The following is a 22,034-nucleotide window of genomic DNA, read 5'->3' as shown; positions in this document are numbered from 1 at the left end:
ATGGAATGAAACAACATTCCTTCATTGGTTCACTGTTTCGATTGAAAGGGATAAATCAAATCTACTCAGAATACTTGTGCTTTTGAAGCATTATTCTGATTTGAGATACTATGAATTATGAAGCAATATGTTACTCGTATTGAATCTTGTTTTATCTACTCGAAATGTTAAGTGTAGAATCAAATAAAAATCTACTCCAAATATAACAGAGAGTTAAAAGATTCCAAGCTATTTTCTTTTTACCCAAACTTGTTCTGCAGCTCGTCTCATCTCTTCAACACGTTGCCTCTCGAGGAATGGATTCTTTGTATCTGAGTTAACTTCTCGTCTCCATTTAGGAATTGTTTGAACGATTCCTTTCTTCCTTCTAACTTTTACTTTATCTATTGAGTTACGAATAGGGGCGGCAATCTTCACAAATTCGTTTTGCCAATGATTGATCTGATTCTTTAATTCAAAAATATTCAACTTCTCATAAGTCTTTTTCATAGAAGCTTTTATCGTTTTCGAAATATCTTTTCTGGCCAGAATCCTTCGGTAAGGTGATTTTGCTTCGTCATACTTTCGTATTGCTTTTGAACCAATCCTATGTTTCTCCTTCAGAATCATCACTGGTAAAAAGTAATTATTGTAAGTATTCAAATCTTGATAGAGCGACCTGACAATATCTGCCTGGATTTGATTTTCAATACGCAAATATCCAGTATTCCTCCTTACAACACTGTAATTCTTTTGTTCTATATGTGGGTTATCATTCTTTTTGTAAGGTCTTCCACGAGTGAATTGGATATCGTTTCTTTCTGCATACGTAAGGATTGTTTGATTAATAAATTCAGCTCCGTTATCGGAATGGATTCCCAAAAGTGGGAAGGGTAATATTTTTTTCAGTTTTATTAATGCTTTTAGCATCTGGAATTGAGTTTTATCCTTCACCAATATACAAACAGTCCATCCCGTACAAACATCTGTTGCTGCAAGCGTTGAATAAAATCCTCCAAATACGTTCCCACCATTATGGGCTACCAGATCGATTTGGACAAAACCAGGTAGAGAACTTTTCCATTCGCCAAACGTTTTGATTGGGATCCGATCAATGAGGTATTTAGGTTGTTTCGTTGTAGAAGTGCCTTTGCGACCAAGTTTTTTCCTGGCAGGTTTTAATAAGCGATCCACAGAAGCAGAACTGATGGAGAGAAGTTTGCCTTTGGTTATTTTATCAATTTTAAATACTTTGAACTGTTCGAGTTTGGCTAAGACATCTGGCATCGCCATCACGAGTCTTTTCCCACAAATTCGATCCAGGATCTCCCAGATCTTCTCTAAATAGAATCTGACGTCATCATCATAGTTGGATTGCCGCTTCTTTCTTGGTCTCAGTTTGATAACATTGTCTTTTTTCTTTCTAAGGACTGTTCTGGCATAAGACCGATTGAATCCAGTAGCTTCAACGAACTGATCGAGTATCAGGCTTTTTTCTTTTTTCGAAGCCCAAAGGTATTTCTCTTTGAACACTTGAACCAACATAGAACGCACCATCTTCGATTGCTTCATGGACATCACCTGCACATGAGTGAATCGTTTCCTTATCTAATTTGGAGTAGATTTTAAGATGATGCAACGACTAGTGTTTCGAGTAGATTATTACGTGATGCAGTGAGTTACTTCCCATAATGAATCTTATGTCGCATAACGGACATTACCTGATGCATAAAAGATTGAGGCAAACAGAGATAGATCAAGATTTTTATGGAAACCCCAATGATTATTCAGAACACTCTGATCCAAATGCACAGGGATAACCGCAACATTGAATAACTTCAGATTTTGCATAGCTGAGCTTTAATTAAAAGGCAAATTGATTATTATTTTATACCGCAGGCTTTTTTCTTTAAGTCTTCGCAAAGATAGGAACCTACCAACCTTTCTGCATCACATCGGAATTTAGCAGATGCTTTTGTTTCGCTACTGCCTGTAACTGTGGAAGCGGATTCTGAACAATACGTATACGATTGGTAAATCACGAGTGAACAAGCTAAATAATCTAAATCTGCACGTTCACACTTTTCGTAAGACTCACTGGTCTTCGTACATTGGACTAAGAAAAGTAAAACTAAAACGAGGAAAGTTTGTCGAATGATCACGTTGTTATTTAGACAAATTTATGGATTTGAGGTAGAATTTTTTTTCTCGAGGATGGCATTTGTTTCCACATACCGAATGGAAGAATTTTGTTTGAGTTCCATTTTTAATTTTTCTAATCCAGGATCCAATTCGAACTGGATTCTATAAGCAGGTTTAATTTTAATCTGGAGTTCCAACTGGTAATTACCGAATCCCTGGAGAAGTTGTTTCCATTCTTCCGTAGATAACTCTTTTTCTGTACCAACAATGTAGTCACCGCGATGTGCGATTGGTTTCATTGGTATATTTGTTAGAATTGGTTTTTTACGCTCTGGCATACTTTCCTTCACCCCTTGCGCACATGAAACGTAAGGGATGAGAAGAATATAGAGTAAAAGTTTATTGAACTGTTGCTGTAACACCCGTCACCTGATTGAGATGTTTCACGGAATCTTCGGCATTAATTGATTTGCCGTACTTTGTATTGGAAGAAATTGATGGAGTTGCTGTTCCTCCATCAATTAATTTTTGGATAACTTCAGTAAAGTTTAATTGTGGGTTATAGGCTCTGATAAGTGCTGCCACTCCTGCTACGTTTGGTGTCGCCATGGAAGTTCCATCGTAAAGCCCATAACTATTGTTGGAAGGTGCCCAAGCATAAAAATAGAGACCTCTTACGAACATCCCACCCCAAGTTGTCGCATCGTTATTAGAATAATATCTATAACCGATTGTACATTGAGTATTCCCAAGACAGTTAGTCAAAAAATCAGTTTCATAATAACTTATAAAGGGTTGCCCAGATTTTTCACAGAAAATTGAGAATGGGATATCAGTTGGTCTTACCTGATTTTTAAAACTTAAAAAAGACCCTAAGAATGGATCAGTGTTCCCGGGGCGATACATTGCGGTTCCATAATCAGTACAACTAACATTCGAAGCATCTCGTTTAGCTTCAACAATTACTTGATGAGAAACTGTAATGTTAGTTGCTCCAGTAGGTAAAGTAAAGGTTTTATAAGTCCCAATGCCCATGTTTGGATCTAGTTCGGTTGCATAAACAGTTGTGCTAGTCAATGCCCAATTATATAAAGTACAGTCATTCGGTATTGTTAAAATGTTAAACCCTGAACAATTACGATTTACCCATGTATAATTATTAACACCACCAGTTCCGGTTACAGTCCAACCTGTATGGCTATTGGTAGCTTCGTCCGACTTTAATTCTGAACCAAAAATACTGTATATATTAGTGCCTGGTGCTCCAAAGTCTACAGCCCGATTACTTGCTGTAGTTGTGGTATCATAATTGGAAAAATTTGCTAGAGCATAATTTTGATCCAGTGCCGCAATACAAATCAAGTTTGTATTTGTATTTTTACATGGATAGGATGCACCAGTATTTAAGTTCCTTGTCTCATTTCCAGCAGCAACAACAACAAGTACATCTCGAGTTCTAGCAAATTCGATCGCATCATTAATAGCAGAACTATCACTATCCCCTCCTAAACTCATATTGATTACTGAAGCACCATTTTGAACTGCAAAGTAAATTCCATCGGCAACGGTTGTGTTAGTTCCCCCACCAATCCCTAATACACGAACAGACATAAGTTTCGCAGATTGGCAAACTCCAGATATTCCTTTACTATTATTACCGACCGCACCAATGGTCCCAGCTACGTGACTACCATGTCCTTCCTCATCTTTCGGGTCATTGTCTCCGGAAGCAAAGTCCCAACCATGATTAGGACAACCTCCAACAATATTTGCCCCATCCTTATCTTTACAACTTGTGGAACCATCCCACATATTTGCTGCTAGATCTTCATGGTTATAGTTGATACCAGTATCAAGCACAGCGACGATAATGGAACTGCAGTTGGAAGTGACATCCCAAGCACCTAGAACTTTCATATCTTTTCCGATTGCAGCTTCACCAGGAGGGTTGTTCGTAGTATAAGAAGGAGTACTGATCGTTTGATTCGTGTTATTTAAACCCCAAAGTTTACCAAAATCAGTATCGTTTGGTGCTGTAGCTTGTGCATAGTAGTAGTATTTTGGTTCGGCATATTCGACGTTGGGATCTTTTTTAATTCTGACAACAGCCTGTTCAACAGTATCTCCTTCTGAAATAAATGCCGACGTAAAGTGCGCCCTTGGACTAATATGATTTACCTGTAATCCCAATGCTTTCGTTTTGATTCCTAACTCGGCATTGGGTATTTCCTGTTTAAACTTGATAACTATTTCATCAGGTGAATATTTAGGTTTCGCTTTTTTATAATCTTTAGGATCAGTTGTTAAAATTGTCTTAGTCCTGAGATGGTCCCAAACAGGATCTGAATCATTTGGATTCGATACAAGAACGGTTGAACCAAGTAAAAATATTGCAATAATAGCTTTCGTAGATTTTTGTATTGAGTATGTTTTCATTTCATTTTTTCCTTACAATTCAAATTTATAGATTACGGTACAACGGCTGATACTTGTGTCGATGGTGCCCCACCGGTAGTTTTATATTTCCCGAATGCATATACTTTAAAATACCAAGTACCCGCAGAATTGACGGTTACCGTTTTACTTGTTGGAGTCGTTCCTCCCGTGTAAGGCACGTTATCGCAGAATATTGTCGAACCGTTCACACTTGCAGGATCAAAACCAGTTGATTTACTATAACATACCTTATATCCGCCATCGGTATCATTTGGTGCTTTTTCTTTAGCAGCTGTCCATGCGATTAGCACTTCTGCACCAGACTTACCTGTTCCCTCCAGATTAATATCTGCCGAGGATGCAGAACCGTTGTTCCCGTTTGTACTGGTAACTCTTGCAATTGCAGTTTTTGCACCTGTTGCTGTAGGCGCAAAATTGACCGTAAACGTTGTACTTTGTCCTGGAGTGAGAGTGGAAGAGCCAACTGAACTTGTAGTAAACTGGTCGATATTAGTTCCGAATTCATTCACCGCAAGCCCTGTGAGTGTAGCGGTTCCATTATTTGTGATCGTTATTTGTTTCTGAGAAGCTGTATTTCCTGGCCAAATTGCTCCAAACGTTGGAAGTGTCCCACCAGTAGTGTAAGAACTAGAGTTATGTGAAATTGCAATGGTTGGAACTGGTTTTTCTGTTGCTGTTCCGTTCACCGTAAATATAAAATTGGATGGTGTTGCGTTAACAGTAATCGTCGCTGATTTTGACGTTGGAGTTGTATTCGCTGGCGAAAACGTTACATTAAATGTAAACGTTCCATCTTGTGTTAAAGTTGATCCATTCGTAGCAGAAACTGCAGAAACAGTAAACTGTGCATTAGAACTCTCCACTACTGGAGTTCCTAAAGTCGTTGACAGACTCCCTGCGTTAGTGATAGTGAATTGGATCGGTGTTCCAGAAGACTGCTCTTCTACACTCCCCATACTAAAACTTCCATTGCTTACAATCTCAGTTGCTCCTTGAGAAAGTGCCAACTTTGCTGCAGCAGCTCCTCCTGTCCCTGTGAATGTGAGTTGGAAAGCAGAAAGTGCTGGATCGGAAGTGGATAACTTTACAATGGCGGTTTTAAGTCCTTCAGAAGTTGGTTTAAAACGCAAACTAAAGGTTACAGAAGCATTGGGAGCAAGAGTTGTTTGGTTCGGTTGCGTCAATTGGAAGTGAGAACTATCGGTTCCACTGATTGTGACTATTGGTGATCCTGGTAAAGTAAGTGAAGTTGTCCCTTTGTTTTGAATCGTGAGTGTCGCCAATTTTCCATTCGTAGTATTGATAGGTTCAGTACCCAAACTGATACTTGACCCACTTTCCCTGACAACTCCTGAATAGGTAACTTCTAACTTCGGTGCTCCGACATCCGTTCCCCCACCACCTAGTCCTAACAGAGCAAATGCGGCTCCCCCTCCGCCTCCTCCGCCGGCCCCAGGGCAAGATATAAATGTAAAAATAGAGAATAATGGAATTAGAATGTACTTTTTTTGCATGTGTTAGGACCAAAACTTTGATTTTCGACCACTTTGATATCCCTAACAAAGATTCGCAAGTAGAGTCTACATTACTAACGGGTTTACAAACCGTTAAAAACGGTGCAAGGTCCTTTATAGAACGTTAATTCTGGTTTGATTTCATTTTTTTATTGAAAAAAGAAACAGAATCACACCTAACAAGGTTTCTTCTGATTTAAAAAATGTTTTGTCTCCGAAATGTAACAAATTTTGTAAAGATTACCGCTACTAACCGATCTAAGGTTTGCTTTTTTTAGAGAATCATGGTAATATCCAGTATGGTATATTACTTCATCCTCACAGCCATTCCTTTTGCCATCGTTTCCGCTTTTTGTATCCATTGGATCACCCTTAGCGATGAATCGAACCCAGAAAAACGTTTAGAGATTTCCCGAGGGGTTTATTTAGGATTCTCTTTCCAAGTGAATGTTTTTGCTTGGTTATTATTCCAATTGGGTCATTCGCGTTTTGCTTTTCCAGTCATTGCAATCGCCTTTTCTATGCTAGGTGATTAGTTCAATTTACAATTCCCTATGGCTAAAAAATATATGAAAGATCCTGTTTTAGGTGGCATCTTTAGTTTTGCCATTGCTCAAATCTTTTTTATATCGGCCATACGCCAATTGATCACTTGGGAAGAATTATATTCTAGTACGCGACCTTTCATCATCAGTTTACTTTTTATCATTTTGCCTGCTTTGATTTTCTTTTTTAGAGTGTACAATCCGAATCGCTCCAAATGGGTGATGGCCTCTGCATTTATTTACGGAATCATTTTGTGTTTTTTTGTATCCTTATGTATTAACGCCTACTTATTGTATGGTGGTGTTTGGATTTATCTGGGGATTGGAGCTGGCTTTTTCCTTCTCTCTGATGCAGTGATGGGTGAAACAACAATCAATGGTACAAGGCATCCAAAATGGGAGTTTCAAGTTCCATGGATTACCTATCTAATTGCTCAGTGTTTTTTACTTGTTGGTTTTTTTCTTGTTTCCCATACGAGACTTCTAGCCCATTAAATAGAATGTTCTGTATCCATTTTATGAGAGTATGTTGCCTTCTCCCACATAAGTAATGTTTGTTTGCGTTTGGGGTCCCACCGGTAACCGCCAAATAAACCAGAAGATTGTATGACTCGGTGGCATGGAATGAGTACTGCGATTGGATTTTTTCCAATGGCGGTACCCACTGCACGATGTGCATTTTTTTGGCCAATGGATTCAGCAATTTCTCCATAAGTGGAAGTATCTCCAGAAGGTATCGAAAGAAGTGACTGCCATACTTTTATTTGGAAGGGTGTTCCTAACACAGAGAGATGGATGGGTGATTTTGGCACGGTAAACGTTTGTAAAAATTCTTTCACTGGATTGTGTAATTCTCTTGTCTCTCCTTTCCAAATTGCATTTGGGAAACTCACTTTGATTGCGGACAAACTTTCTTCTTTGTCCATTCCCCGTTGTAAAAACTGTAAACTCTGAATTGATTTCTCAGAAGAGACAACAACCATTTCCCCTAAAATGGTAGGGAAAAACTCATAGTATAAATGTACCCCTTCTCCAAACGATTTAAATTCTCCAGGTGTCATCCCTTCTAATTTGATAAATAAATCGTGTAATCTTCCTGTACCAGATAAACCCAAACGATACGTTGTATCTAATATTGAAGTTTTTTGGATGATTCGTTTAGCGTGCGTTAATGTTATTGAAGATAAAAATTGTTTGGGTGAGACTCCAACATACTCTAAGAACAGTTTTTGGAAATGTGAGGGACTTAATTTGGCAATTTGAGCCAATGAATCTAAACTGGGATGGGATTCAAAATTTTGTATCAAATATTCAATTACGTTTTGAATGAGTTGGTAATGTTTTCTTTGCGATTCCACAATGAAAGTTTACTCAATTGGTTTCGATTCGGAAACCCGATTCTTGTGATTTTCCCAAAAAAATACAATTTGTTTGCATTTTTTAAGGGTCTTGGAAGTATTTTTTTAAACTAAGAAAACCGTGAATCCCAACTCCGAAACATTCCCTGTATTATCCGCCTTACAAAAGATAGTTGATTCTATCCAAAAAAATCCTGTCACAATTTTGGATGCACCACCTGGTTCTGGTAAAACAACTGCCCTTCCTTTGGAACTGTTAAAATTCAATTTAACTGCAGGTAAAAAAATTTGTATCCTCGAACCAAGAAGGATTGCAGCAAAAAATGCAGCAAAACGGATCAGCCAAACCATTGGAGAACCAGTGGGAGAAACCGTTGGATACCGTGTCCGTTTTGATTCTAAAATCAATCGGGATACAAAAATCGAGTTTGTTACTGATGGGATTTTAACAAAATATCTACTGTCTGATCCAGAACTTTCAGACTATGGGTTGCTTATCTTTGATGAATTCCATGAAAGAAGATTAGAATCAGATCTTTGTTTTGCATTGGCTAGAAAAACCCAAGAAATCTTTCGAAGTGATTTAAAAATTCTCATCATGTCTGCTACTTTGGAAGGACAAAACTTTGTTAACCTTGGGATTACAAATCCCCCGATCGAAGTTTCAACTGTAACATATCCATTAGAAATTTTCTATATGGGCGAATCTCAAAAAAATCTTCTACAACGATTCGTCGACTTAATACCTAAGGCAGTCGAACAAACATCAGGTGATATTTTGGTTTTTTTATCGGGGAAAAAAGAAATTTTAGATTTAAAATTCCAACTTGAGTTAAACCAATCAATCAAACAGAACTCTATCGTTCTTCCTTTGTTTGGCGATATGAATTTATCTGACCAAGAAAAAATCTTTTTACCAGACTCTCGAGGCAAAAAGAAAATCATCTTATCCACAAATATTGCAGAATCCTCTGTAACGATTCCTGGTGTCCGAGTCGTATTTGATTCAGGTTATTTTAAACATTCTATTTTTGATCCAGAATCCGGAATCACACACTTGGTCCGAGACCGAATTAGTCTTAGTAGTGCGAAACAAAGAGCCGGACGTGCATCGCGGGAAGGGAAAGGATTCGTTTATAAACTTTGGTCAAAAGAAGAGGAAACAAACTTTTTTGATCGTACTAAACCAGAAATCTTAGAAGGAGATCTAGACCGTTTGGTTTTGGAAATCAAATCATTTGGTGAAGAGATTAATTCTCTTCCCTTTCTTGATCCACCAAACAAAGGTTCACTGGCATTATCTATGGCACGTTTAGAATTATTAGGTTGTTTGGATAAAAAAAACCAACTAACCGATTTAGGGAAAGAAACATTATCGTACCCTCTTCCCATTCGATTAGGATGTGTGATCTCTCGGTTGCCAAAAGAAAACGAAACAATCATAGCAGACATTGTATCGATTCTGGGTAAGGAATCCACTGGTACGGAAACAAAGGAATTTCCGAAATCCATTTCGCAGAGTTCATTCTCACAAGAAATGAAACTCGTATATGATCAAATTTTAAGCATTTTTAAAGGGAAAAATGCGTATCCGCTAAAGGAAAATAACAGACACAGAGACTATTATTTTTGCAAAGGATTCCCAGATCGGATTGGCAAACGAAAAGAAAAAGAGGGGAAAGAATACAAACTCTCCAATGGTAAAATTGGTACTTTTAATACAAACTTACTCCACTTACCCGAATACATACTTGCACTCGATACAATTTCGTTTGGTTCCACTTTGTACATCACACATTACCTCCCCATTTCCCTTGAACTAATCGAGGAAAGTCTAAACGAACTCATTGAAATCGTACAAAGCCCTGAAATTAGAACAAACCAAAGGGATGAATCTTTTTTAATTGTGAAAGAAGAGAGAAAAATTGGGGATCTGATTTTGGATTCGAAAGAACTGACAAAACCAAATCCTTCAGCCATTCAAAATGCACTCTTAGAATATTTATCCAGTTTGGATTGGGAGTACGAATGGAAAAAAAGAGAAGAACTTATCAATTATTTCCATCGAGTTCAATTTTTGGTCAAAAATAATGTGTTAGGTGTTAATGTTTCCTTAGACCATTTGAAATCAACAGTAAAAGATTGGTTGTTTCCATTTCTAAATTTTGAAACACAAAAGTTTCCTTTAACGAATCTTCCATTTTTAGAAGCATTAAAATCATATGTAGGATATGAAAACCAATCGATCATCCAGAAAGAAGCACCGACATCGATTCAAGTTCCATCTGGTTCTATGTTACCCATACAATACCATGGCAATGAACCTGAATTACATGTCAAATTACAAGAGTTATTTGGCCTTAAATCCTTGCCAAATTTGGCAAATGGAAAAGTAAAAATTCTAGTCCATTTACTCTCACCCGCAAGAAGGCCAGTTCAAATTACAAAAGACCTAGAAAGTTTTTGGAATAACAGTTATCATGAAGTAAAAAAAGAACTAAAAGGACGTTACCCAAAACACCCTTGGCCAGACAAACCTTGGGAAGCGATTCCTACAAAACATCTAAATCACAACAAACGTTCGTAAGTTGAAACCCAACCTTTTTGGTTTACAAAAAATTTCGATTGGCAGTTGGGACAAAGGTGATCACCCATTTGTTTAAACCTTAGTAAAGTTTGGCACTCAGGGCAGTGAATGGTTTTCCCTTCTTGTGGTGGCTTCGGAGTGAGTTCGTTTGCGGGAGTATCCCCTATATAAAATGATTCTAGATGATGGATACATTCTGCTTCTTCTTTGAAAAACGAAAAGATTGCATTTTGTTCAGAGGGGATTTCCGATTTTAATCCAAAGCCTGCTAGTTTTGAACCGGTTTCTCTGCATCTCTCCGCCATTTTCCTCAAAAATTCCCAACCTACTTCCGTCACCTCTGTGACGTCTGTAAAATCAAGGCAAAAAAGTGAAGGCGAAAGAGTTTCTTCCTTTAGTTTTAAATAAAGTTCCGAGCCAATTTCTGCGGAAAAAATCCCCGCAAGGCGGAAAAGAAGTGATTTCAAACAGGTTTTTCCTCTTTTCTATTCTTCGGAACAGATTCTGTATTTACAAGGAATTTTGTTCCAAATACCTTTATTTATCAGATATGAAATCAATCCCAAGACGATACTGGGTTTTTCCTGTAGACATTCTCTTTATGTTTTTGTCCTATTTTCTCGCACACCTGGTGCGATTTGAAAATATTGGGTTTCTAGGCAATTACCCGGATTTTTGGGTCTGCGCCACGATCGTCGTTGTTACGAGAAGTATTGTTTTTCTATTTTCAGGGATCTATCGTTCTTTGTGGTCCTATGCTTCGTTACACGATCTTTTGGCCATCATCAAAGCGACTATCCTTTCTTCCTTAGTTTCTACATTAGCCCTCCTCTTTTATAATCGATTTTACCAATTATCACGAATGGTTCCCATTCTCGATACCCTCATCCTCTTAGGATTTTTGTGCCTACGAAGTTTGAGTTGGAGGATGATCAGGGAACAAATTTTTAGTCCTGACAAAACCAGGAAAGGTACTCCCATTCTCCTCGTAGGTGCGGGGAAATTAGGAAGCTCTTTTTTAACTGAAATTAGGCGAAACGTAGACTTAGATTATTTCCCTATCGGATTTTTGGATGATAACGTTTCCAAAAAAGGTGGTTACATCCAAGGGATTCCCATTCTCGGATCAACCGAAGAGATTGGAAAAGTATTGAATCGTTATGCGATCCAAAAAGTCATAATGACAGTTCCACAACCTGATGGACGTGTTGTGAGCAAACTGATGAAAGAATGTGAAGGTGCGGGTGTTGAATTTAAAATCTTACCTACATTTGGCGAATACCTTGCAGAGAAACCCAATATCACACAACTTCGTGAAGTACAAGTTGAAGATTTACTTGGTAGACCTACTGTTGATTTAGAAATTGAATCTATCCGTTCTTACTTGGAAAAAAAAGTCATTCTCGTAACGGGAGCTGGTGGTTCCATTGGATCTGAAATCTGCCGCCAAGTAGCTCTATTTAAACCAAGTGTGCTCGTTATTTTAGATGCCGCTGAAACACCGTTATACGAGATCGACTATGAACTTCGGAAAAACTTTTCTGAATTGAATATTGACATTCGACCAGTCATAGCTGATGTAAAAAATTTATCGAGAATCTCGGCTGTTTTTGAAGAACATAGACCTTCTGTAGTTTTCCACTCAGCGGCCTACAAACATGTTCCCATGATGGAGATTAATCCTTCGGAAGCAATTCTCAATAATGTGATGGGCACAAAAAACGTAGCGGATGTTTGTCGGCTAATAGGAGTGGAACGTTTCGTTCTCATTTCCACAGACAAAGCTGTAAACCCTGTCAATGTGATGGGTGCCACAAAACGAGCTGCTGAAATTTACCTACAGCATATCTCTCAAAATTCTAGAACCAAATTCATTACAGTTCGATTTGGGAATGTTTTAGGTTCCAATGGAAGTGTAATTCCTAGATTCAGAGAACAAATCAAACGCGGTGGGCCTGTGACAGTGACTCACCCAGAAGTGATCCGATACTTTATGACAATCCCAGAAGCCACACAACTTGTGTTACAAGCAGGGAGTATGGGCGAACATGGGGAGATCTTTTTACTCGATATGGGTGAACCGGTTCGGATCTTATCACTTGCTGAAGAGATGATTCGCCTCTCTGGTTACACACCTTATAAAGATATTAATATTGAATTTTCTGGGCTTAGACCTGGGGAAAAATTATACGAAGAACTTCTGTTAAATGCTGAAGGGATCAAAAAAACCCATCACCCTAAAATTCGTATTGCTGCTCCACTTGATCATTATAATTTATTACTCTTTCAAAATAAACTGAATCGTTTATTTTCCCTAGCAAAAGCCAATAAAAATAGGGAAATTTTTGCAGGATTAAAAGACATCATTCCAGAATATAAAATCCACGATGAATACATCGAATGGGAAACTTCACACGGTAAAAGGAATTTATGAGCCAAAACCTCACGCAGGAAGAAATCACAACATTACGTGAGTTCAAAAGAGATTTATTCAATTTATACTGGGAACGTTTTGGAGTATTTTATCTCCATGTAATGCCTCATCCAAAATTGGAAATTGGGAAACGTGGACTTCTCAATGCTGAAAAAGAATCTGGCATTGTACTTGTGTTTGGTGACAAAGCAGTAAAAGTATTGGATAGTAAACCAGATTATTTATTTGCGGAATTACAATTTGGTTCCACTTGGGAACCAACCATGATCCCTTGGGATGCAGTATTTCGTATTTACGACAAATTCCAAAATTCTGCTACCCAACTTCGGTTTTTACAAATCGAAACAAACACAAACCCTGAAGAATCATTATCCAAACCAAAATCCCAAAAACCAGAAGTCACTGGCGACGGGAATGTCATTCGAGTTGATTTTGGAGGCAAACGAAACGAATGAATTTTTTTACCATCACACGCGGTGACCTAGATGGATTTTTTGGTCTTATGGTCGACAATCTCATCCAACTTCTTGTTCTCTCAGCCTTATGTATGGGTGTCTGCGGATTTCCTTTGCCATTTATCACCTCTGTTGTGTTACCTGGTGCGGCGATTTCCTTACTCATTGGGAATGTTTTTTATGCATGGCAAGCTTGGAAATTGGGACAAAGGACAAACCGTAAGGATGTAACTGCGATTCCATACGGAATCAATACGGTTTCTCTATTTGCATTTATATTTTTTGTCATGTTCCCCACCTACCAAGCGACAGGTGACTATAAGGAAGCCTGGAAAGCTGGCTTATTAGTTTCTTTTGCCTCGGGTCTCATTGAAGTATTTGGATCTTTTATTGCTGCAAAAATTAGGAAATATACTCCTCGGGCAGCTTTACTTTCTGCTTTAGCAGGCATTGCTCTAACCTTTATTTCAATGGACTTTTTACTGCGAACATTTGAAAGGCCCATGATCGCCTTTATCCCTCTTGGAATTATCCTACTTCAATATTTTGGGAAAGTACGATTCCCATTTGGCATTCCTGGTGGGTTTTTATCAATTCTTGTTGGTGTACTTTTGTCTTATCTTTCTGGTTTTTGGGGAGATCCAATTTACAAAGAAGGTGGGATCCAAAACGGATTGGCAACATTGGGCTTTTATTTCCCTCAATTGTCGTTATCTTCCTTATTTGAAACTCTAACCTATTCAAATTTACAAGCATACTTTTCCATCATACTACCCATGGGAATCTTCAATGTGATTGGTTCCTTACAAAACATCGAATCTGCGGAAGCTTCAGGTGATAGTTTTGATACAAAAACTTCCCTACTCGTAAATGGAATTGGTACACTCGCTGGAACCGCATTTGGTTCACCTTTCCCAACTACGATTTATATCGGCCATCCAGGATGGAAAGCGTTAGGTGCAAAACATAGTTATTCCATGTTATCTGGTGTATTCATGACGATTGTGAGTCTCTTTGGTCTTATGGGTTTAATACAAGCCTTAATTCCTGTGGAAGCGGGAATGGCAATCGTTCTTTGGATTGGGATCATCATCACAAGCCAAGCCTTCCAAGCAATTCCCAAACACCATTCCCCTGCTGTTGTTGTCGGTTTATTACCAGCGTTTGCTGGTTGGGCGGTTCTGATCATCCAGAATGTTTTTTTATTTTTAGATGGGAAACTTCAAGGAATCTTGCAAGAGTTAGGTGCAAAACAAACATATCATTTTTCGCTTTCTGATATTCCACCTCACTTAACTTTCCTACCCTATGCTCTCTCTGGGATCCTTTCCCTTTCACAAGGATTTCTCATCACATCCATGATTTGGGCAGCAATGGTAGTCTTTATTTTGGAAAGAGAATGGCTAAAAGCAAGTTTATGGGCAGTCATTGCCGCTTGTTTGTCAATGTTTGGTTGGATCCATGCCTACGAACTGAAAGGGAATGCCATTTTCAATCGGTTTACAGAAATTGCATCTTGGGACTTCCCGATTGCCTATATTTCTCTTGCGACCTTATTTTTATTCATACAGTTCCTTGGTTCCAAAGAAAAAGGCGAAAATTCAGAACATTAAATTGCTTGTAATCTTTTGGCAAGAGACGTAAAGTTTCAGTCTAATATGTAGGTTCTAGTTTAGAACCGTAAGGAGAACAATTTCCTATGACTTGGATCAAACGAATCGGTTTTTTCCTGTTAACCAATATTTTGATTATGACAACAATCTCCATCGTGACTACCCTTTTGGGTTCGATGGGATTTAGCATCCGTGCCTATGGTTTGGATCTAACACAACTCATTGTATTCTGTTTAATGTGGGGTATGGCGGGGTCTTTTATTTCGCTCTTACTTTCCAAAATGATGGCGAAATGGACGATGGGTGTCAAAGTCATCGACCCAAAACAAGCTTCTGCTCATGAAATGGACGTGTATCGTCGAGTGCAGTCTTTAGCACAACGTGCCCACCTTCCCATGCCAGAAGTGGGAATTTACGAATCTCCAGAAGTAAATGCGTTTGCTACTGGACCTAGTAAATCAAGTGCCCTTGTTGCCGTTTCCACTGGACTACTCAATCGAATGAACACACAAGAGTTAGAAGGTGTGCTTGCACATGAATTGTCTCACGTAGCAAACGGAGATATGGTGACCTTAACTCTGATCCAAGGTGTTGTGAACTCTTTTGCAATGTTCATCTCTCGTATCATTGCTTACGTAGCGTCCAATGCAGTGAAAGAAGAAATGGCTCACATTGTCAGAATTGTTGTGACCATCGCTCTTGACATTGTTTTCTCAATCTTAGGATCTATGGCAGTTGCTTATTTCTCTCGCCAAAGAGAATTCCGAGCAGATGCAGGTGGTGCTAAACTTGCGGGAAGAGAGTCGATGATTTCAGCTCTCGAATCCCTTAGACAAATGGTGGAGATGCCAGAAGACCCAAGAGGAGAAGCAATCGCTTCCTTTAAAATATCTTCTAAGAAAGGAGGATTCTTATCTCTTTTTGCCACTCACCCGGCATTGGAAGATCGAATCCTTGCTCTCAAACAAATGAGATAATCATTTCCAAAAGTTTAAAAACAATTCGAAAGGTCGGCAATTGCCGACCTTTTTTTATTGCAAGACCCTTGACATCTTTGGTTTCATCCTTATATGTCCATTGTTAAATCTAAGATTCGAACCATTCCTGATTACCCAAAACCAGGGATTTTGTTTCGAGACATCACTTCCCTTCTCATCGACCCAGAGGGTTTCCAACTGACCATTGGGATGTTTGTAGAACGATACCAAAATGCAAAATTAAATAAAATTGCAGCGATTGATGCAAGAGGATTTATTCCAGGTGCTGCACTCGCTTTCCAATTAGGAGTTGGGTTTGTTCCCATTCGAAAAAAAGGAAAACTTCCTGGGAATACCATTTCCGAATCCTATGCTCTAGAATATGGTGTTGACCATGTGGAAATCCATACTGATGCCATTGTACCAGGAGACAAAGTTCTCATCATGGACGATTTAATTGCAACTGGTGGAACTTTGGAAGCATCCATTAAACTCATCCAAAACCTAAAAGGTCAAATTCATGAATGTTCTACTATCATCAACTTGCCTGATTTAGGTGGAGCAAAAAGAATCAAAGATACTTATGGTATTGATGTTTATTCTATTTGTGAGTTTGAAGGACATTAAACTTAGTTTTTAGTTCATATCAAAAAGTTTCGACTAAACGTTTGTTTTCCAATCGGAACTTTTTGTTTTATCCACTCTGATATTCACTTCATTACCTAAAAAATTCCATCTTACTAAAAATAGTTTTTTAAGGATATGGATCCCACGTCCACCAGTTACCAATTTTCGATCTGATTCAATTGGGCTTGGGATTGACCTTGGGTTAAATCCTTTTCCACTATCAATCACGTAAACATCAATGTACTTTGAAGACTCAAACACATGTACGGTGATGATATCCTCTTCTCTTTTCCCGCCGTGTTCAAGAGCATTGTCCAAAGTTTCATCTACTAAAATTTGGAACCAGAAACTATCCATTGTTTTTCGCCAATTTTGTTTCTCATACAAATTCCAAAGTTTTTCTTTCACTAACCTTGAATTGGATCGATTTGCAGGGATCTGTTCCTCGAAGATTTGTTTTGATCTTTCAAATAAAAAGGAAAAAGGATGAGTTAGATAATCCTTCGTAAAGGAATAATGGAATAAAAATACGGTAAAACAGAATAAAAACAATAAATTCAAAAATAAGAAAAAATGCAGAAAATAGGAAATTGAGATTGGGATGAGTAATGGGAAATTACAAATGATTAGGAAACTAAAACAAGTTACAAATGCTGCATAATAAATATATTCCATGAAAGTTTGAATCGCTGGGAAATTAAAACGCAGTTTTGCAATGATCAAGTAAGAAAACACAATGAATGTCACTATATAATAAGCGTTATAGTAATATTTCAATAGTATCAAACTAGCCTCAGGATATACATCGTTGAGTATTCCCAAATCAACCAATAGTAACATGATCCCCATACCAAAAACAAAAGAAGAGATGATGAGTAGTTTTGGGAAGTTACGGAAAAAAGTAGGAAAATGGAGTCCAAAAAAAATCAGAACAAATGATAAAAAAACAAGGAATGTCGAAATGATATGAGGGTGGTTTAGGATTTGGTTTTTTAAAAACAAAGTATCAAGTAAGATTGTCAAATTACCGACACAGAAAAATCCAGCAAGAATTGAAAAACTTGTTTTCATTCCCGTGCGAGGGTTCTTTCTAAAGGAAACGATGCCTGTGATTAACGAAAAGAAGGCTACCGATCCGAATAAAATGGATTCAAAAAAACTCATGCAGAATCAGAAAAAAATTTTAACTTCCCCACTTCCCTTTGCGAGTACTATTTTATTTTTTCTCACTTTATTCTCTTTCAGAATAGGTGCCGAATCCAACGGCCAATCCATTGACGAATTGAGGAAATCTGTAGTTCAAATCCGTGTGTTTTCTCAGGCAAAAGATCCATATTCACCTTGGATGTCTTCTGGGATCTCTGCTTCCACAGGTTCTGGATTTATCATTTCAAAGAACAGGATTCTAACCAATGCACATGTTGTTTCAAATGCAAAATTCATTGAAACGCAGAGAAACAACCAAACGGAATGGTACGAAGTAAAGGTTCTATATATTGCACATGATTGTGACTTAGCAATCTTAGAAGTACCAGATCAAAATTTTTACACCGATAGTATGGAATTAGAGTTAGGTGGTTTACCTGAACTCGCAAGTCCCGTAGATATCATAGGATATCCGATCGGAGGAAGTAAAATTTCAGTCAGCAGAGGGATCGTTTCACGTATTGAACAATCTAGTTATGCACATTCTCAAATTGATAGCCATTTGGTTGTGCAAGTTGATGCAGCAATCAATCCTGGGAATTCAGGTGGTCCCGCATTTCAAAATGGAAAAGTAGTTGGTGTTGCTTTCCAAGCATCAACCAAGGGTGAAAATATCGGTTATATCATCCCAACCAATGTCATTCAACATTTTCTAAAAGATATAGAAGATGGGGAATACGATGGTTATGTGGAACTTGGGATCCAAACACAAAATTCATTCTCCGAATCACATCGAAACTTTTACGAAATCCCCAGTGGAGAGGAAGGTGTATTTGTTACCCGTGTGTACAAACAAGGTTCTGCAGATGGATACCTTCAACCTGGCGATTATTTAACAGCCATTGATGGTCGCAAAATCGGAAGGAATGGAAATTTAAAAGAATCAAACTCAATCGATTTTTTAGAAGTCATTGATAACAAATTTGCCGGAGAAGAAATCCAGTTTGATCTCATTCGAAAGAAGAAAAAAATTCGAGTGAGTTTTCCAGCGAAAAAAATGCCACAGATGGAAAACCAAAGGTCAAGGTATGGCGCAGATTACCCTTATTTACTTTTGGGAGGTCTCGTATTCCAATCTGTCAATAGAGATCTATTGGAATCTTGGAGTAAAATTGGACAAACACAAGGAGGAAGTTTACTTTTGTATCGATTTTATGAAGGTTCGAATTTATTAGATGGTGAAACAGAAGATATTGTATTATACCGTAAATTACCCCACCCCACAAACTCACATTCTGACTTTTATCTCAATATGGTTGTCGAATCATTTAACGGTACGAAGGTGCGTAATCTCAACCATTTTAAGAACCTAATCCAATCTTCAAAAGATAAAACCTACAAAATTTATTTTTATGGAATCCAAGTTCCGATGATTTTGGACCGAGACGAATCCGAAAAAGCAGACGAACAAATCAAACGAACAAACCATATCAAAGGTAAATAAATGAAATTTTTATCACCAATCCTCTCATTTTTGATTCTTTCAATTTGTTTTTCTGTTTCACTCAAAAGTAAACCAGTGCCTGTGGCCAGTCAGGATCCTTCTATTTTACAAATCAAAGTCACTGTATTGTATCCTAATTATATCCAACCTTGGAGATTCAAAAATCCAGAGATTCGGCAGTCCACAGGAATTTATATCGGTGAAAACAGGATTCTTGTACCTGCGCAAGCGATCTATTTTTATTCTAATATAGAAGTGAAAAAACCCGATACCTTAAAAGTTTATACGGCAGAAGTTGAACGAATCGATGCAGATTTAGGACTCGCCATACTTAAGTTAAATGATTCCTCATTTCAAAAGGATTTAAAAGCTGTTATCTTTCAAAGTGAAGTTTTTTTACCTGGTACTGGCACAGTGATGGAGAGTAAGGACCAAAGGAATTTAGAAGAGAAAAAACTTAGAATGATCCGAATGGATATTGATTCTTATGCGAGTGGTTATGTGGAATACCCATACATTGAAATCCAATCCGAAGAAAAATTAGATGGTGTTGGTGAACTTGTATTAGATGTAACTTCCCGTATCCCACAAGGAATCTTATACCAATTCAAAGAAAATGGAATGGGAAAAATGATCCCTTCTTTTTCGATCAAACACTTCATCGATGGCAAATCATTCCCCTTTAAAGGATTTCGATTCAAACCTTTAGTGGATAGTGCCTCTCGGAATGACTATGGTCTACGTAAAGATGATTTAGGTGTACTTGTTGCCGAAATTTACCCTGGATCATCTACAGATGGAATTTTAAAACTTGAAGATGTGATACTAGAAGTATCAAATTATAAAATAGATCCAAAAGGTTACTTTGATCATCCAAAATTTGGAAAATTAAACATGTCTTATTTGTTTCACAATACAAATGAATCGGATTCTGCTTTTGATAAAAAAATAAAAGTCAAAGTGTTTCGAAACAAAAAACCAATAACTATAGAATTAGAATCCAAACCCTTAAACGAAACAGCCATACGAATTCCACATGGAAATACTAGATCTCAAATGCCAAAGTATTTAATGTTAGCTGGAATCATATTCCAAGAACTTTCAGAACATTATTTAACAGAACATGGGAACCAATGGAGAAACCGAGTCAGTAAAGAATTATTGTACTTAAATGATTTTTATCGAATCAAAAGGAACTCCAAAGAAGGAAAAGTGATATTTTTATCACAAGTTGTTCCACTTTCAGGAAATAAAGCCTATCATATGACCCACCAACTGGTGTTAAAATCAGTAAACGGCCAGGAAATTTCATCATTAGAAGACTTACGTAACGTAGTGAATCAGAATGAGTTACCATACATAAGATTTACATTGAATGATGGTTCTGAACTGATTTTCAAAAAAGAGGAAATCAATTCATTGAATGAAGAAGCTAAAAAAAGTTTTCAAATTCCATCTGATTCTAACTTTTAAAATCCAACTTGGAAATTCATTTGTTTCGATATGAATAATACTTTTAATAGAAAGAAAACTAGGATTAATAAGGTCATCAAAATATATTCCTGTTTTCTAATTTGCCGATCCTCATTCATCAATAGGAGTAAAATTGGAATCGATAATGTAAACATGCGTGATACGTTTTCATAAACAGACCAAAAATGGTAATACCCTGCCGTACCAACCATAAACATCACAAGAAGAAAGGAAATTCGGAACTCCCAACCTTTTTGAATTTTTCCTGTAAATGGAAGGAATACTCCTAAAAAGAAGAGAATCACTAGAGGGAATCGAGATAACAATCGGGCTAATTCTTTAATACTTCCACCAGATGCCAATTGCCTCCATATCGATTCTGAATAAGAAATTAATCCTTCAAATGGTAATATAAAGTCCGTAAGGCGGCCTGGTCGCCAATTTGGAAACTTATAAGATAAATAGAGATGCCAACAAACGGGAATAACAAGAACTGATCCGACAACGATGACTCGTTTCCAATCCATTCGTAATAAAGCAAGTAACCCAAGTGGGAATAGAAGGAATAAAGCAGGTTCTTTGGTTAATATTGCTAAACTCGACAAAAGTATAAATTGAATCCATTTTTCCTTTACATAAAAATAATAGGCAATGATGAGTAAGGAAACCATTACGGAATCACTCACAAGTACGTAATAACTACCTAATGCAAATGGACTCAGTAAATACAAAACTGCATATGGTTTTGTTTCTTCATTTAGTAGTTTTCTAAGGAAAAAATAAGAAACTATGATAAGAGAAATATTCCAAAAATACATCCCAAAAATTGCAAAACTTTTACCAAAAATACCAAAGATGGCGATTAACAAAGGATAACCGATCCGAGGGGCACGGTAAGATTCATCAAATCCTTTTGGCCAATCTAAATTCAAATTTGCAAGTGGCCTGGAAAAATAGTAAAAAATCTGACCATCATAACCTGCACCCAAATCGCCGGTTTCCCCTTTGAATAAAATGGCATTTTCGGGAGTTTCCGAATCATTTTGTAAGGCAAATTCAAGACCAAAATTAACCATTGAACTTGGATTCCATTGGTATTTTTTCCAATAGAAAAGAGTTGATACCCCCCATAAAATGATAAATAATCCAATGGTTAACCACTGTTTTGTGTTCAAGTATTCAAAAAATGGATTGAGTTGTTTCATAATCATTTGGATTCTCCT

17 protein-coding genes and 1 pseudogene are annotated in these 22,034 nt (G+C 37.5%); 9 read left to right on the top strand and 9 right to left on the bottom strand.

Annotated elements, in window-relative coordinates:
• Nucleotides 1–228: 228 nt before the first annotated feature.
• The 5 genes from ND812_RS17885 to ND812_RS17865 all read right to left on the bottom strand — a co-directional run bounded on the left by ND812_RS17885 (nucleotide 229) and on the right by ND812_RS17865 (nucleotide 6,092).
• Complete coding sequence (locus ND812_RS17885) at nucleotides 229–1,557, bottom strand: integrase catalytic domain-containing protein (protein ID WP_265376698.1); 1,329 nt, start codon at nucleotides 1,555–1,557, stop codon at nucleotides 229–231.
• 305 nt (nucleotides 1,558–1,862) lie between these two features.
• Nucleotides 1,863–2,141, bottom strand: coding sequence for a hypothetical protein (locus ND812_RS17880; protein WP_265376688.1), 279 nt, complete (start codon nucleotides 2,139–2,141; stop codon nucleotides 1,863–1,865).
• An 18-nt stretch (nucleotides 2,142–2,159) separates the two neighbouring features.
• On the bottom strand, nucleotides 2,160–2,459 hold the full coding sequence (locus ND812_RS17875; RefSeq protein WP_265376687.1) for a hypothetical protein: 300 nt from the start codon (nucleotides 2,457–2,459) through the stop codon (nucleotides 2,160–2,162).
• A gap of 61 nt (nucleotides 2,460–2,520) precedes the next feature.
• Nucleotides 2,521–4,557, bottom strand: a complete 2,037-nt coding sequence (locus ND812_RS17870; protein WP_265376686.1) for a S8 family serine peptidase — start codon at nucleotides 4,555–4,557, stop codon at nucleotides 2,521–2,523.
• Between the two features lie 32 nt (nucleotides 4,558–4,589).
• Complete coding sequence (locus tag ND812_RS17865) at nucleotides 4,590–6,092, bottom strand: choice-of-anchor D domain-containing protein (RefSeq protein ID WP_265376685.1); 1,503 nt, start codon at nucleotides 6,090–6,092, stop codon at nucleotides 4,590–4,592.
• Nucleotides 6,093–6,376: 284 nt separating this feature from the next.
• On the opposite strand from ND812_RS17865, the pseudogene ND812_RS18465 reads away from it, so the two are divergent.
• A pseudogene (locus tag ND812_RS18465) lies at nucleotides 6,377–7,132 on the top strand (lysoplasmalogenase family protein).
• Here the strand turns inward: ND812_RS18465 and ND812_RS17850 are convergent.
• Nucleotides 7,129–7,995 carry a bifunctional helix-turn-helix domain-containing protein/methylated-DNA--[protein]-cysteine S-methyltransferase gene (locus ND812_RS17850; protein ID WP_265376682.1) on the bottom strand — a complete coding sequence of 289 codons (867 nt, stop codon included), beginning with the start codon at nucleotides 7,993–7,995 and terminating at the stop codon, nucleotides 7,129–7,131. The pseudogene ND812_RS18465 and the gene ND812_RS17850 sit on opposite strands and share 4 nt — an antisense overlap.
• Before the next feature lie 121 nt (nucleotides 7,996–8,116).
• Here ND812_RS17850 and hrpB point away from each other — a divergent pair, with 121 nt between their 5' ends.
• On the top strand, nucleotides 8,117–10,582 hold the full coding sequence (gene hrpB, locus ND812_RS17845; protein ID WP_265376681.1) for an ATP-dependent helicase HrpB: 2,466 nt from the start codon (nucleotides 8,117–8,119) through the stop codon (nucleotides 10,580–10,582).
• On the opposite strand, the gene ND812_RS17840 is transcribed toward hrpB, so the two are convergent.
• Nucleotides 10,564–11,049, bottom strand: a complete 486-nt coding sequence (locus ND812_RS17840; RefSeq protein WP_265376680.1) for a hypothetical protein — start codon at nucleotides 11,047–11,049, stop codon at nucleotides 10,564–10,566. The two genes, hrpB and ND812_RS17840, sit on opposite strands and share 19 nt — an antisense overlap.
• An 83-nt stretch (nucleotides 11,050–11,132) precedes the next feature.
• Between ND812_RS17840 and ND812_RS17835 the strand changes: the two genes are divergently transcribed.
• The 5 genes from ND812_RS17835 (at nucleotide 11,133) to ND812_RS17815 (ending at nucleotide 16,688) form a co-directional block, all read left to right on the top strand.
• Nucleotides 11,133–13,016, top strand: coding sequence for a polysaccharide biosynthesis protein (locus tag ND812_RS17835; protein WP_265376679.1), 1,884 nt, complete (start codon nucleotides 11,133–11,135; stop codon nucleotides 13,014–13,016).
• Complete coding sequence (locus ND812_RS17830; RefSeq protein ID WP_238761434.1) at nucleotides 13,013–13,471, top strand: ClpXP protease specificity-enhancing factor SspB; 459 nt, start codon at nucleotides 13,013–13,015, stop codon at nucleotides 13,469–13,471. The genes ND812_RS17835 and ND812_RS17830 overlap by 4 nt, the downstream gene beginning before the upstream one ends.
• Nucleotides 13,468–15,084 carry an NCS2 family permease gene (locus ND812_RS17825; protein WP_265376678.1) on the top strand — a complete coding sequence of 539 codons (1,617 nt, stop codon included), beginning with the start codon at nucleotides 13,468–13,470 and terminating at the stop codon, nucleotides 15,082–15,084. Before ND812_RS17830 ends, ND812_RS17825 begins: the two co-directional genes overlap by 4 nt.
• Before the next feature lie 86 nt (nucleotides 15,085–15,170).
• Entirely contained in the window at nucleotides 15,171–16,061 is an 891-nt protein-coding gene (gene htpX / locus ND812_RS17820) for a protease HtpX (protein ID WP_265359510.1), read from the top strand.
• 93 nt (nucleotides 16,062–16,154) lie between these two features.
• Complete coding sequence (locus ND812_RS17815; protein ID WP_265359511.1) at nucleotides 16,155–16,688, top strand: adenine phosphoribosyltransferase; 534 nt, start codon at nucleotides 16,155–16,157, stop codon at nucleotides 16,686–16,688.
• Between the two features lie 33 nt (nucleotides 16,689–16,721).
• Here ND812_RS17815 and ND812_RS17810 read toward each other — a convergent pair whose 3' ends face one another.
• A complete protein-coding gene (locus ND812_RS17810) occupies nucleotides 16,722–17,759 on the bottom strand; it encodes an ATP-binding protein (RefSeq protein ID WP_265376677.1) in 1,038 nt (345 codons plus the stop codon).
• Nucleotides 17,760–17,790: 31 nt separating this feature from the next.
• Between ND812_RS17810 and ND812_RS17805 the strand changes: the two genes are divergently transcribed.
• Together ND812_RS17805 and ND812_RS17800 are read left to right on the top strand one after the other, a co-directional pair.
• Nucleotides 17,791–19,338: a S1C family serine protease gene (locus tag ND812_RS17805; protein ID WP_265376676.1), complete on the top strand. Its 1,548-nt coding sequence runs from the start codon at nucleotides 17,791–17,793 to the stop codon at nucleotides 19,336–19,338.
• A complete protein-coding gene (locus ND812_RS17800; protein ID WP_265376675.1) occupies nucleotides 19,339–20,811 on the top strand; it encodes a PDZ domain-containing protein in 1,473 nt (490 codons plus the stop codon). It begins immediately after the preceding gene.
• On the opposite strand, the gene ND812_RS17795 is transcribed toward ND812_RS17800, so the two are convergent.
• Nucleotides 20,808–22,016 carry an AZOBR_p60025 family cell surface glycopolymer formation protein gene (locus ND812_RS17795; protein WP_407658621.1) on the bottom strand — a complete coding sequence of 403 codons (1,209 nt, stop codon included), beginning with the start codon at nucleotides 22,014–22,016 and terminating at the stop codon, nucleotides 20,808–20,810. The genes ND812_RS17800 and ND812_RS17795 overlap by 4 nt on opposite strands.
• Between the last annotated feature and the right edge of the window lie 18 nt (nucleotides 22,017–22,034).

Origin of the sequence: Leptospira limi (assembly GCF_026151395.1) — a bacterium.
GTDB lineage: Bacteria > Spirochaetota > Leptospiria > Leptospirales > Leptospiraceae > Leptospira_A > Leptospira_A limi.
The sequence above is the reverse complement of the archived record's forward strand: the minus strand, read 5'-3'. Positions and strand labels throughout refer to the sequence as shown.

Excerpts from the sequence above, each read along its gene's own strand:
- ND812_RS17885 (WP_265376698.1), bottom strand. The coding sequence starts at position 1,557 with ATGTCCATGAAGCAATCGAAGATGGTGCGTTCTATGTTGGTTCAAGTG.
- ND812_RS17875 (WP_265376687.1), bottom strand. The coding sequence starts at position 2,459 with ATGCCAGAGCGTAAAAAACCAATTCTAACAAATATACCAATGAAACCA.
- ND812_RS17870 (WP_265376686.1), bottom strand. The coding sequence starts at position 4,557 with ATGAAAACATACTCAATACAAAAATCTACGAAAGCTATTATTGCAATA.
- ND812_RS17865 (WP_265376685.1), bottom strand. The coding sequence starts at position 6,092 with ATGCAAAAAAAGTACATTCTAATTCCATTATTCTCTATTTTTACATTT.
- ND812_RS17835 (WP_265376679.1), top strand. The coding sequence starts at position 11,133 with ATGAAATCAATCCCAAGACGATACTGGGTTTTTCCTGTAGACATTCTC.
- ND812_RS17830 (WP_238761434.1), top strand. The coding sequence starts at position 13,013 with ATGAGCCAAAACCTCACGCAGGAAGAAATCACAACATTACGTGAGTTC.
- ND812_RS17825 (WP_265376678.1), top strand. The coding sequence starts at position 13,468 with ATGAATTTTTTTACCATCACACGCGGTGACCTAGATGGATTTTTTGGT.
- htpX (WP_265359510.1), top strand. The coding sequence starts at position 15,171 with ATGACTTGGATCAAACGAATCGGTTTTTTCCTGTTAACCAATATTTTG.
- ND812_RS17815 (WP_265359511.1), top strand. The coding sequence starts at position 16,155 with ATGTCCATTGTTAAATCTAAGATTCGAACCATTCCTGATTACCCAAAA.
- ND812_RS17810 (WP_265376677.1), bottom strand. The coding sequence starts at position 17,759 with ATGAAAACAAGTTTTTCAATTCTTGCTGGATTTTTCTGTGTCGGTAAT.
- ND812_RS17805 (WP_265376676.1), top strand. The coding sequence starts at position 17,791 with ATGCCTGTGATTAACGAAAAGAAGGCTACCGATCCGAATAAAATGGAT.
- ND812_RS17800 (WP_265376675.1), top strand. The coding sequence starts at position 19,339 with ATGAAATTTTTATCACCAATCCTCTCATTTTTGATTCTTTCAATTTGT.
- ND812_RS17795 (WP_407658621.1), bottom strand. The coding sequence starts at position 22,016 with ATGAAACAACTCAATCCATTTTTTGAATACTTGAACACAAAACAGTGG.